Origin of the sequence: Flectobacillus major DSM 103 (assembly GCF_000427405.1) — a bacterium.
Taxonomy (GTDB): Bacteria; Bacteroidota; Bacteroidia; order Cytophagales; family Spirosomataceae; genus Flectobacillus; species Flectobacillus major.
On record NZ_KE386491.1, the window covers coordinates 2384671 to 2397165 of the forward strand.

General features: G+C 37.1%; 8 protein-coding genes. All 8 read right to left on the reverse strand.

The window, feature by feature from the left end; translation table 11 throughout:
* Positions 1 to 123: 123 nt before the first annotated feature.
* Complete coding sequence (locus tag FLEMA_RS0114830) at positions 124 to 906, reverse strand: SH3 domain-containing protein (RefSeq protein ID WP_026995675.1); 783 nt, start codon at positions 904 to 906, stop codon at positions 124 to 126.
* Positions 903 to 1991 carry a glycoside hydrolase family 19 protein gene (locus tag FLEMA_RS68615; RefSeq protein ID WP_044171410.1) on the reverse strand — a complete coding sequence of 363 codons (1089 nt, stop codon included), beginning with the start codon at positions 1989 to 1991 and terminating at the stop codon, positions 903 to 905. The genes FLEMA_RS0114830 and FLEMA_RS68615 overlap by 4 nt, the downstream gene beginning before the upstream one ends.
* A gap of 170 nt (positions 1992 to 2161) precedes the next feature.
* Complete coding sequence (locus tag FLEMA_RS68620) at positions 2162 to 2629, reverse strand: hypothetical protein (protein WP_044171413.1); 468 nt, start codon at positions 2627 to 2629, stop codon at positions 2162 to 2164.
* Between the two features lie 216 nt (positions 2630 to 2845).
* Positions 2846 to 3967, reverse strand: coding sequence for a hypothetical protein (locus FLEMA_RS68625; RefSeq protein WP_144080087.1), 1122 nt, complete (start codon positions 3965 to 3967; stop codon positions 2846 to 2848).
* A gap of 117 nt (positions 3968 to 4084) precedes the next feature.
* Entirely contained in the window at positions 4085 to 4867 is a 783-nt protein-coding gene (locus tag FLEMA_RS0114915; RefSeq protein ID WP_026995679.1) for an SH3 domain-containing protein, read from the reverse strand.
* Complete coding sequence (locus FLEMA_RS0114925; protein ID WP_144080088.1) at positions 4848 to 8129, reverse strand: hypothetical protein; 3282 nt, start codon at positions 8127 to 8129, stop codon at positions 4848 to 4850. Before FLEMA_RS0114925 ends, FLEMA_RS0114915 begins: the two co-directional genes overlap by 20 nt.
* Before the next feature lie 309 nt (positions 8130 to 8438).
* The gene (locus tag FLEMA_RS0114960; RefSeq protein ID WP_144080089.1) at positions 8439 to 10304 is read right to left on the reverse strand and encodes a hypothetical protein; all 1866 of its coding nucleotides are present in this window, start codon (positions 10302 to 10304) and stop codon (positions 8439 to 8441) included.
* Between the two features lie 41 nt (positions 10305 to 10345).
* The gene (locus FLEMA_RS0114970; protein ID WP_026995684.1) at positions 10346 to 12481 is read right to left on the reverse strand and encodes a fibronectin type III domain-containing protein; all 2136 of its coding nucleotides are present in this window, start codon (positions 12479 to 12481) and stop codon (positions 10346 to 10348) included.
* Positions 12482 to 12495: the final 14 nt, after the last annotated feature.

A 12495-nucleotide genomic window follows, 5' to 3' on the forward strand; every position in this document is an offset into this window, starting at 1 on the left:
TAGGGAAAATACAATAAACCTTGATGACTCCATTGATATAAATGGTGCTATTGACAAGGCTTGTAAATGGGGTAGTGCTATTTGGTAATTAAAAGAAAAGCAAGCCTTTCGACTTGCCTTAACTTATTCTATATCACTCTTTTTTATCCAACCTTCAATGATTTTACTACCATAAAATCGTATTTTCAACCAAATATTCTTTTCTTCTAAGACCTCAACCTCATCACCCTTTTTCAAATAATTCTTCGACATAGTGTTTGGAGAAGTATAGACTAACGTTTTTAGAGACAATATATTCCTGAACCTAACTTTCTTGAAGATACTTTCTTTCTTCAAAATTTCATTAGGAACATTTTTAGCCTTTCTGAATGTAAGCCCATTTTGAGGTTGACCAGGAGTCCAACCGAACCCATACTGTACAAAAGTATCTTCATCATAAAAATCATAGTTATATAAATGAGCATCAATAATTTGTTCAGAATTACTAATAATATGAACAACATGAGCTACATTTATTTTTTTTGAAAAGTCTAATGGAACTTCAGAGGATAGAAGTTTTTTATTTTTAGCATTATTAAAAAAAATAATAATTAGACTATCGTTATCATAGTTGTTTGAAGTAAAAAAATTAAAAACAGTATCAGGTAAGAAATAGTATTGTATTGTAGAAATATTGCCTTTGAAAGCTTTAACATCTTTTGGATAAAAATTTGCTTGATATCTTATATTTTTATCAAATGTTATAAACTGTTGATAGTTCTCATATTTATATTTGGGATAAAGATTTACAGTATCTAAATACCATACATTATTTAATACTTTTTCTGTACTGGTTTTTACTTGTGATACAACTTCTAAAGAGGAAAAAAGTAGTATCAGTATTAGAATTTGGCTTATTGTTTTCATTTCTTTAAAATAGAATAAGAGTTTTCAAATATTTCTTTACGTTTATCACTGGCATCTAATCCAGTATTATTTTTTTTTGTAATTTTATCAAATTCGCTTTGTGTAGAACCACTTTCAATTGTATCAGCGGTGTTGTTACAATCAGCTTTATTCCAAAACCACATTCCCGATAGTACATTCAACTCGGTGTTCTTAAAACCTTCATCTGGATCAGATAGGGATTTATTATAGTCTGCTACAAAACCTTTAGATTGAAGCCATTTATCAAATGCAATATATTGTTTTTTCCATGTTAGTTGCATAATTCCATGACCTCGATATCGATATCCATCACAAGAATTTTCATCGCCATTTCCTCCTTCGCAACGATATACAAAGCAATAAAGTCTTTTTCCAGCCTCACTTGAAGAAACCTCTCCTCCATCGCAAATATATCTCTTAGGTACGTCTTCAATTTTGTCCCAACCATTTTTGAGTATTTTTTCTTTTGATTGATTGTCATCTGGAGCATCAGAACATTCTTTGCTAAATGGTATTTCTTTCCACGTTTGTCTAAACCATATATTATTCCATTGACCACTCGCTTTTTTAAAACAGGTTCCCTCCCCATTTCCCTCTCCCATAGCCTTAAGTTGATTTGATTCCCACCCAATTTGCCCTAAAAAGTGAGCCATTCTTAACGGGGTGTTAAGTTCAAATTTATCAGAATACTTATTAATAATATTTGCTACTTCAGTACAACGACTTAAGTCTGTTCCCTGAAATATATTGTGCAATTGCTCACCCGTTATTGGGAAGGTTGCATTGGTTTTATCCCCACTCAAAAACCCCCAAACGGCATCCACTTTTTCTTTTTGTCTTTCCGAATCTTGTACATTTACACTAAGTAAGATATTCGTTGAGTTTGGTTCTGAAAAATTGATACCTTGATTTGTTTTTGTTTTACTATTAGGGTCTATTTTGAAAGGCCCGTCGGTAGAAAACTTTATTTGTAGATTGTCAATACAAACATTATTGATTTGTACTTGCCCAACTCCTCCCAAGGTTTGCCCTTTTAGATAGGCAATATTTTTACCTGACTTCAAATTTAATTTTATTCTTTCTAATTCTTTGATTACCGTTTGGCAGTTTCCATCTCCTGTTAGATAGTCAATCAGACCATCACAACCAAGTCAATTACTAATGGATTATACATAAAAAAAGCCAAGCTTACTTATTTTCTTAAGCAAACTTAGCTTGTTTGAGCAATACTCCTTTAAAACTGTAACTTCCTATTTTTTTTATCCCATTTATTATAACTTCCAATAAAAAATTTACAAACTACTATACAGTACAGATAGGAAATGAAGATACCTAAATAATAATCCATTGAGTATTCAATAAAGTATTTTACATCTGTGTTTATACTATTTATTATACTTTCTGGATGTTTGAATTTAAAAATTACTTGCCAAAATAACACATGAAATAATGAAATAAATGTCAAATTTTTGAATACAGATTGGTTTCTTATAAACACATATACACATAATATAAAAGCATTAATAACTCTACGCATATTTGCTTCGTAAGAACCTTTTACTCCAATTGAGAATTCTTCAGGATATACATGATTAGATCCATAAGTTCCGAATCCTTTAGATAAAATAACTATTATGTCCGTAGAAAAAGTAATAATGATAGATATTACTATTACTGTGATTGTTAATAAAATTTTTTTCATCTTTTTAGTCTTAAAAATTGCAATTTATAATCATTATCAAACTCTCTTACATTATCAAAGGGAACATTTGTATCACATTTTTCTACTCCATCAATTTGTCCTCCAAATAGCCTATCTAAAAATGAAATACTTCTACCAGCTCCACGAGAGCAAAATGTATTATTATTTCTATCAACTGAAGTAATAATTTCAGCATGATATACTCCACCACCTCCATCAAAAGATACAATATCTCCTTTTTTTATTTATATGGGCAAAGAGTGAGCTGTTTCGTAATTCCAAAGCAGACAGATATTTACTTTGCGTAGTCAATAATCCCGATTTGTAAAGACATTCTCCCACAAAAAAACTACATGTTGCTCCATTTGCTCCAAGATAATAGACATCATATCTATCAGGCCAATCTGCGTATGCTTGCTTTAATTTGTCAAAATCACCCAAAGTTGCATTATTATCCGCACCGATGCCTGCAATATCTTTTAAAACTCGCTTTTTCCTCTCATCTAAGTTTTTTAAATAATCGGTCAACTTATTAGCATTTTCTGGAAAATAGCTGGGTTTAGAAATATTGTTTTGTAAATTTTTATTTTGTGCGAAGTGCCACACTCTATCATTATCATCAAATAATTCTAAACTTTTTATATATGCTGGATTATCAGCCAATTGTGCTGCTACATCAGCAAGATTGGGGTGTGGAGCAGGTCTTTTAAGTTCGTTATAATCTCCCAAGAGTTTTGTCAGTTTCGAGGCATTTGCCTTCCCAAGTTCTAAATTACATTTAGTTAGCAAAAAAACTCCTAAATCTGGAATATGAATAGGCATTTTAGGAGGTTCAAGCGAGGCATAGAATAAATCTGTTTCTTGATGTAAAGCTGGACAATAGCCTGTACCATCACAATCTACATCTTTCAAAATGTCTGCTTGAACCGCAGCAATATCATTATAAAGTTGTTTGATAGCTGGAACATCAGAGTTTGCTCCTCCGTATTGTTCATCTAATTGGGTTTTCCAAGCTTTTAAACCTTTGTCAATGGCTTTACAAATACTGCTGTAGCCTTTATAGTCTTCTTTAGTGGGAGTTTCTCCTCTTGCAATTTTATCCAATAACTCCTGAGCCTTGGTTTTCATCGCCTCAATGGCCTGCCCAAACGTTCCTGTATAACTCCCAGGGCTGTTTAGAGAGTTATAGAGTGCCTGTATTTGAGCATTTAAGTCGCTGCTAAGGGTCGTGTTGTCTGAGCCTATGGCTACTACATTCCCCGAAACTATACAACCGTATTCGCCTTCGCCTTTAAGAATACTAACTCCTTGCCATTCTACGGGAATACGCTTGCCCAAATAGGGAAAATACAATAAACCTTGATGACTCCATTGATATAAACGGTGCTGTTGACAAGGCTAACGAAAGATAACTGGTTATTAAAAAGAAAAGCAAGCCTTTCGACTTGCCTTAACTTATTCTATATCACTCTTTTTTATCCAACCTTCGATGGTCTTGCCAATCCATTGTCCAGTTTTTTCAGGATAATATTTAACTTTTAACCAACCGTTTTTTTCTTCTACCACTTCAACAGGGTCGTTTTTGAGTAGGTACATTTTACTGGGCGAACTTAGCTCCTCAAAAATAAATGTTTTAGGGACTTTTATCATAGCATACTTGATTTTTAAGAACATTTCTACTTTGATTTTTTCTGTACTATTACGACAAAGAGCTTGCACAATTAAATTAGGTAAATGATGTATTTGTTGATGATATTCATTTTCTCTTCCATTAAAATTAAAGGTAAAATAATTGGGTTTACCTTTTTCAGGTGGACTAAATTCTTCCTCTCCAGCTATACCGTTGTACATAGCCAAACAACTAGGACTTGCTTCCTCAAAGTATTTTATACTATCATTGGGAGCTTTGGGATTGGGTGTAAAAAAATACATTCGTGTACCAACTTCAACTAAATCTGATAACCTTTGAATTTCCTTATTCTGAGGAGCAAAACCGATTAGCATGGAATCTAGATTTACTTTTTCGGATTTCTTCCAATAAAAAATATTGAACCTGATATTATTTTTTAATACTTTTATCGAAGTAAAAGTTGTATCATTACTCCAATCAGGTGGAATAAAAAGCCATATTCCTTCAAAATCTTTGAGATTTGAGGAAATATTACTACTATTTTGTCCACAACCAATATTTGCTATAAAAAGCAAAACTATCATTAGTTTATTTTTTAAGTGTTTCATACGCTTTGTTTGTATAGTTTATTCTTTGTGGTAATCCAATTTCTTGGCCATTAACTGCATTTGTTACTTTTCTGATACTTGATTCATCAACTATATTTGCCTTTTCATTTGTATTACCTGCCTTCCAGAAAGTTAGTGATATAAGCATTGAGAAATCTAAATCATTGGCAATTTCATCTAGATTTTTGTCACATTCCGTGCTTCTACACATAAAATCTTTTGTGCCTGACCCATGTACCTGATTCCACTTATTTTGTACCATTGTTTGGTAGTTGGATTGCCCTGTGATTTGTATGAAACCTCGTCCTCTAAAACGATTCCCATCTCCAGTTTCGATACCACCATTATTTAACTGACAAGCATATACCACGCTAAAAAAATTGGGGTCACGAGGTAATTCATCTACCATGATACTCTTTACAGTTTTGCCCATTCCTTGCATAAATGTTGTAGTTGCATAATTACCACTGTAGCTACCCTCAGGAACAACTATATCTTCATCACAATAAGGATATGGACAGCCCGTTCCATCTGAGGAATATCCTTCAAAAAGCGAGCAATATTTTAGCACCTTTTTCCCATTGTGTGTTCTTAGCGTCCTTGTTTTATCGGCCGTTAAAATTCTTGAAGCCGAATATGACTTTTCATCCAATGTTTTTAATTGTGTTTCTGCTCCTATCTGTCCAATAAAATGACTCATTTTTTCGGCATTATCAATTCCATATTCATCGCTGTACTTATTAATAATACTTGCCACTTCGTCGCATCTCTCTTGTGAAGTTCCCGAAAATATATCATGCAACTGTGCTCCAGTAATAGGGAAAGTGGCTTGATGCTCTGGAACTTTACCTCCCAAATACTTCCAAACGGCATCTATTTTAACTTCTTTAGCTTCGGTGTCTTGTATGTCTATTTTATATTTGTTCGTAGAATTACTAATATCAAACTCTACTCCCATCGTTGTTTTCTTTTTGCTTGACAGTGATACCTCAAAGCTTGGGCTTTCTTGGGTATGTATATATACTTTGTCGATACAAACATCTCCTATCTTTATTTGACCTACCGCTAGAACGGGTTGGCTTATGCGTATTGTACTCTCATTACTTTTGATGGTTCGCTTAAGTTGTTCAAGATTCACTATAACCGTCTGACAGTTGCCATCATTAAGGGGTACATTGAAAGGTGGACATCCACATTCTACACTACTGCCTGATAGTAAACCCTGAAAGTTGGTCCATGCTCGAAGATGGGTCTCCATGCTATTAGCCAAATCAGTAGTATTATCCAGAAGACCGCCTGTATCTAAACAATCTATAAGCTTTAATAGCTTCAGTTTACTGCCTATGGCACTCTTTTTGCTGCTACTTTCCACTGCTTCAGACGACACACAGTTTTCCAGTTGGGTCAATGATGCTAAAATACTTTCGCTCTGGCTAACAAAAAGTCTCCCGTCGGTTGGTAGATTATCTATGCTACTATAACTTAAAAGCATATTACTCTTAATATCTCCGATTCCTTTTTTGCTGGCTTTACTTACACTCCCTAGTAATTTAAGATGCTCTTGTGTGCGTTGGCTTGGGTCTTTTAATAAAGTGGATAGGCGTTTGAGTTCCTCAATCGCCTGCCCAAACGTTCCTGTATAACTCCCAGGGCTGTTTAGAGAGTTATAGAGTGCCTGTATTTGAGCATTTAAGTCGCTGCTAAGGGTCGTGTTGTCTGAGCCTATGGCTACTACATTCCCCGAAACTATACAACCGTATTCGCCTTCGCCTTTAAGAATACTAACTCCTTGCCATTCTACGGGGATACGCTTGCCCAAATAGGGAAAATACAATAAGCCTTCACCACTATTGATACTATTCACTTTCGTGATTCGTATATCATAGCCATTGATATAAACAGTACCGTTGACAAAGCTAACGAATGGGGTTGTGCCGCTGTAACTACTACTTGGAGCTACTTCGCAACTATTGGTACTATTGACAAGGCTTACTCCACAGCGTTGCTCTGTCGGTGAGCCATTGCCTGGTACTTGAGCAAGCTCATTTTCCAAAGCTCGAAGGGCCTCGGGGTTTATATCGGCACCATTAACCCACAATTCTAGTGGATTGCTTAGTCCTGTGGCGGTGTTGGTTATTGAGTGGCTAGCATCCGCATTTTTTTTCGTGGATATACTCTGAAGACTTCGAGTGACTTGTGGATAGCTCAGTGGATCGCTCCAACTGCTATATTCGCCATTGTTGCAATGTGCCTGTACCTCAAAACGATAGCTATTGGGTAATGCCAACACCAAGTTTAAATAACTAAATTGTGTACTTTGGCTTTCGTAGTCGTTGTTGGGAGATATTTGCCAACGAATATTGTAACGACTGGCATGCTCTACATTTTGCCAGCTTAATTGTGAAAAACCACTACCAATCCCTTCTAAAACAATGTTTTGTGGCGTAGCACAAGTCTGCCCGTATCGAAACTGCCAGACTTCGCTATAGCCATCGTTGTCGAAGGTTGTACCGCCACCTGCATCTATGGCTTGTACTCGCCAAGCGTAATGCCGCCCTGCTACCAAAGGGGGATTCGTGGCATCGTATAAGAGCGATGGCATATTAACCATTTTCGTAAAAATAGGCGACTTGCCATTGGCAGCATCGTTGGGGTCTTCGTCTGTGCCAAGCTCCCACAAGTCGTAACGATAAGCCATACCTGCCGCTCCGCCCAAGGCCGAGGTACTTCGTGGCTGCCACTGAAATAGTACATTGGGGCTATACTGGATGTCGATTTCGCTCCCTGTTGAAGGGGCTAGTAACAGAGGGGGGTGTCCATTATAAACAGTTAAAGGGGCAAGGGCTTCATCCGATATTTGACGATAACCTCTGGAGGCATCATATTCGTAAAATATCACCCGAAGTGTCCAGTATCCGCTCGGTAAAGAACCCCCTTGGCTAAAAATACGCTCGTCGATACCCGATGACTGAATGTTTTGGAACAAAAAGTTTTCGGATAAATCAGCCCCACTGAGAATAACAGGCTGTCCAAAACTAACAGGAATACCTCGTGTAGCTACAAAATCATCGGGATTTTGAATAACTATTCCTGTACGTTCTAGTTTGATACGGGCAAATATCCGCACATTCCCCGACATTTGAGCGTTATCTTTTAGTAAGACTGTCACCTTCAAAAAATCGGGTGAATAGAAATTACCCCAATAGGTATTCCCTTTGGCAAGAAGTACTGCTTGTACACTTACAGGGTAGTTTTGTGCCAAGGTTGTATAATAAAGCAGTATGAATAAAAATGTAAATAGATGTCTTCTCATGAAAAGCGTAGATAGCGTTGTATATAGAGTTTGAAAACACTTAGGACATTAAGCAAGAGCTCCTGACTTGAAAATAAACAACAGATTATCAAATAATTACCTCTGAAATCTAAGTTTACACAATTACTATAGTAGTAGCGGTTTAAAATTTTATAATTTCCCAATGGGCCAGCATTTATACAACCATGTATTTTTTTATTTTGATAGCATCCTTGCGGCAAATCCAAATTTGTTTAAACAGCTTCATTAAACTCTTTGTCAAGGCGAAGCTCCTGCACCATTGGGTGTACTTTGGGGCTTCCATAATTTCCCTTGAAAACTATACTGATAGCCAAAGGTAACGGTCATGTCCCAGTAAGTACTGCCAGCAGTTTGTGCCGATAGTATATTACGGTACATCCCAAGAACACCCAAGGATAGGTTATGCTGTTTGTTAGGAGTATAACCTAGGCTGATACGAGTGTTGAACAAGTCGCTCGACTGGTTATTGCCTTTGAGGTTTTTTAGGTACGTGAGTATCCCCTGAGCTTTGAGGAGTTTGTTTAAAAAGCTATAAGTGTAATTAAAACTTGGCCCCATAAGCCATTCTTGAGACACCACCAAATCGTTGCGGGTAAGGGTTATTCCAAAAGCATAGCTCCGTTGATTAGCAGTTAAAGTATTGCTATACTGAGCATTGAGACTAGCAATATCAATATTCTGTTGTAGTCCGCCTTGCTGATTGCTTGAGCCTTGGTATAATCCATTGATAGACAACATTTTGGTGTGTTCTTTGGTACTATTAGGTAATTGACCAAGTAACATTATTTGTAGGTTTTGGTTAATTTGTCGATAATTAAGTGTATCTAAACCTGCGTAAGGGCCGATACTCGTAAGATATTCTAAGTCACTACGGAGATTGGTATAACTCTGGAAAGTTGAATAGTTGATCGAAGCCATAAGTTTTTCGGACGGGGCATAACTTAGCCCCGCACTGCCTACCCATTGCCAAAGCGTTTGGAGGTTGGCACTGTTGTTGTCTAGATTATTGTGCTGGCGACCTAATGATAAATTGTATGACAGCTTTCGTTCAAGAGCTTGTCCACTAACATTGGTGGCGATATTTTCAAGGTCATTTACAAAAAAATAAGCTCCATGAGTAGTATAATCGGGGTCTACTCGGCTATAATCCAAACCCACCTTAAAACCTTTTCCGTCATATTGTATTCCTGTTTTAAGAGCTTTCCGTAATACAGTACTGCGATTAACAAGTAACAATCCTCCAAAATCGAAGTTATTACTGAGAGGTTCGTTATTGGCATTGCGGATGTCTTTGGTAAGCCCCGAATAAGCTATATCAACAAGCACATTCCATTTTTTAAATAGAGTAGCTTTACCTTTCAAGCCCAATACGACATTAGCCTGAGGTAAAGCAAAGGCATCGATAGTATAGGGCAAAGAGTTGAGGGCATCCAGTGAACGTAAAAAAGATATTTCACCTGTGTACAATTTAGACTTATAACCAACCTGCCCCCCCCAAGCATTACGGGTATAAGCTGGGCGGTTGTTGCGGGTTTGACCAGAAGTATCTATCAAAACATTTTTCTGAAATACTCCTTTCATGAAGCTGGCATAATATGGCTTCTTTTTGGGTTTGAATAATACACCTATACCTTCAAAGCGATGACCATTGAGTGTATAAGGGGAAAATGTCATACTACTAACACCCACTAACACTGTTAGGCTTTTGTAAGTCGGCTTAAACTGATAACGATTGAAGGGTTGTTGAAAACGTAAACGCTCATCAAATGGGCTTTTGAATGATACATTTTGACTGTTTAGGGTAAAAGTAAAAGGCATTTTGACTTTTCCAAAAAAGTCAAAAGTCATATTTCCTGATAAAATAGATTCAAAAGGGAGTCTACCATTTTCATCTAAAATATTGTTTTGGTAAAATGTGGTATTGCTACTAAGTCCCCCACTAATTTTGATACCCTCTTGCCATATTTTCGAGGGCATTCCTCCTAATTCACGGAGTTTTTTGGCTTCTGCCTCCAAGTCTTGTCCATGTGTTGGATTAAATAAACTTCCTAATAGCACAAAAAACAAGGACGCATAAAGTAGAACTAACTTAGATGTAGGCATATATGATATGGTTAGCTAGATTAATTGTATTTTGTTCTATTTTATTTCACTTTGAGGGTAATAGCTTTACCCTTTATCGAAATAATGTTGTCGGTACTATGAGCCATCAAACGATAAGTATAAAGCCCTGGTTGAAGATTTTCATCCCAAAACTCAAAGATTTGCCCCGACAAAGTGCTGATTTTAACCAAATCGCCTTGGTCTTTTTGTCGATATACATAGAAAGCCTTGATAGCCCGCCTATTGGAGTATTGCCATGTAAGGTGTGCTCGGATATTTTTGGCATCATAAAGAATCCGCACGTTGTCGACACCAGCCAATCTATGGGGGCGTGGCACTGTAACATTGAGAGCACAAGAGTCGTTTGATACGAGCCCTTCGCTGTCGACGGCTCTAATCGTATACCGTATAGGCTTTTGTTCTTCTACTTGTGTATCTTCAAAACTTAGTGTATCTGTGGTACGATATATTTTTACCAACAATTTGGCTGTATCGGGCAATAATTGTTTGTAGAGCTGATAAACGGAAACATCTTCACTAATACTGGCAGACCACTTCACCGTTACACTGGTATCGCCCAGAGATAAGTAATTAATCTTGGGAGGGTACGGCGGTGTTATATCGGGGCGTATAAGCACTAAAGTGTCGTGTTGTCTAGCAATATTGGAATGGTAGTCGAGTGGTACAATAATATATCGTACTTTTCTTGAAGATGCGTGAAGTGCTATCGTGTCTATTAAATTAGTATCGGGAGAAGTAATAACCTTTACTAAAAAAGTTTGGTTGGGAGTATCACCTTCGGCTCTAAAAACATTGTAACCAAACAAATCTCGCTCACCTGATGTACACCAACCTATTTTGACAACCCCTTTTTTATCAATTTTACCATGAAGTTTCGTTACCTTTTTGGGAGGGATACTATCAATAATCGACACGAATAGGGGTTCTGATTGTGTTTCTTTACCTCTCAAATCTACAGCACTGACAATATAGTAGAGGTTTTCATCTCCATCGGCTACTTTATCGAGCATAATGTGTGTATTATAACCCAAAGGAGAAGGCGTAACCTTGGTAAGGTCAGATAGATTTTTGGTTTTGTACACCATAAAACCTTTGAGGTTACGCTGTAGCGAGTCGGGATATTCCCAATTAATGGCTACGGTATTTTTAGCCGGGAAACTTGCCTTGAGGTTTTGTGCTCCTACTAGCTGGGTTTGATAAGCATATACCTGTACTGTATTTGAGGGTTTACTGGGCTCAGCAAATGGGTCGAGCCCTCTTACCCGAAACCTATAATTTTTGTGTAAAATAGGTACTTTACAAGCATATACAATTCCACTGGCTTGGAGTGTATTTTCGACAGGAACAAAAGGTGCTTTGTTGACACGGGTAAAGGTACTCCCATTATCGTCAGAGCGTTCGATAATATACCCCGAATAAATATTATAGGTACTTTCATCCCAATGTAAGGTAACAGTACTATCTGCAAAATCCACATCGCTCAGATGCTCGGGTGCATATTGAGGGATATTGAGCTGTAAGCCTGCTGTTAGCTGATTATAGGCTTTCAATGTCTGATAGCTAGGATGATTTACCCGTACACGATAAAGATACTCTTCATTGTTTTTTACACTCGAATCATGATAGCCTAAACGCATTAATGTTGCTACATTGGGCGATAGGTCGGCACAAATCACCGAGAATGCGTATTTGCCCTTGAGTGTTCCGCTGACAACAGCGGTATCGGTTTCCATTCTTTCTTCTTGGGTTTCAAAATATATTGGCTCAGTTGCTTTGACATAATCATCTTGTGGGTAACGTTTGTGCCATTCCATTTGATCAATCGGTTCAAGCAAAATAGGCTGGTTCACTTCAGGGGTTGTAAGCAACTTGCCATCTCGTTTGATGGTACTTTTTTCGAGTATATAGCCATACTGCTTGCCCAACTGCCAAATAGCCTGTGTCAGTGGTGCCCAACGAAGAGATATGGAGTTTTTTTGATGCTTAGCCACTATATACAGCCCTTCAGAAGCCTTGGTAGGCTTTGAAGGAGCTGGCACAACTTTTAAAGGTTTGTCTAAGGTTTTGCTTGAAGAGGTATTGGTTTGGTGGCGATTCTGCCCAAAAACCACTACACTACTAAAAATAAGAATTCCACTAAAAATATATTTTTTCATACTATTTTGATGTT

Coding starts and splice junctions, on each gene's coding strand:
- FLEMA_RS0114915 (WP_026995679.1), bottom strand. CDS start 4,867: ATGAAACACTTAAAAAATAAACTAATGATAGTTTTGCTTTTTATAGCA.
- FLEMA_RS0114970 (WP_026995684.1), bottom strand. CDS start 12,481: ATGAAAAAATATATTTTTAGTGGAATTCTTATTTTTAGTAGTGTAGTG.
- FLEMA_RS0114960 (WP_144080089.1), bottom strand. CDS start 10,304: ATGCCTACATCTAAGTTAGTTCTACTTTATGCGTCCTTGTTTTTTGTG.
- FLEMA_RS68620 (WP_044171413.1), bottom strand. CDS start 2,629: ATGAAAAAAATTTTATTAACAATCACAGTAATAGTAATATCTATCATT.
- FLEMA_RS0114830 (WP_026995675.1), bottom strand. CDS start 906: ATGAAAACAATAAGCCAAATTCTAATACTGATACTACTTTTTTCCTCT.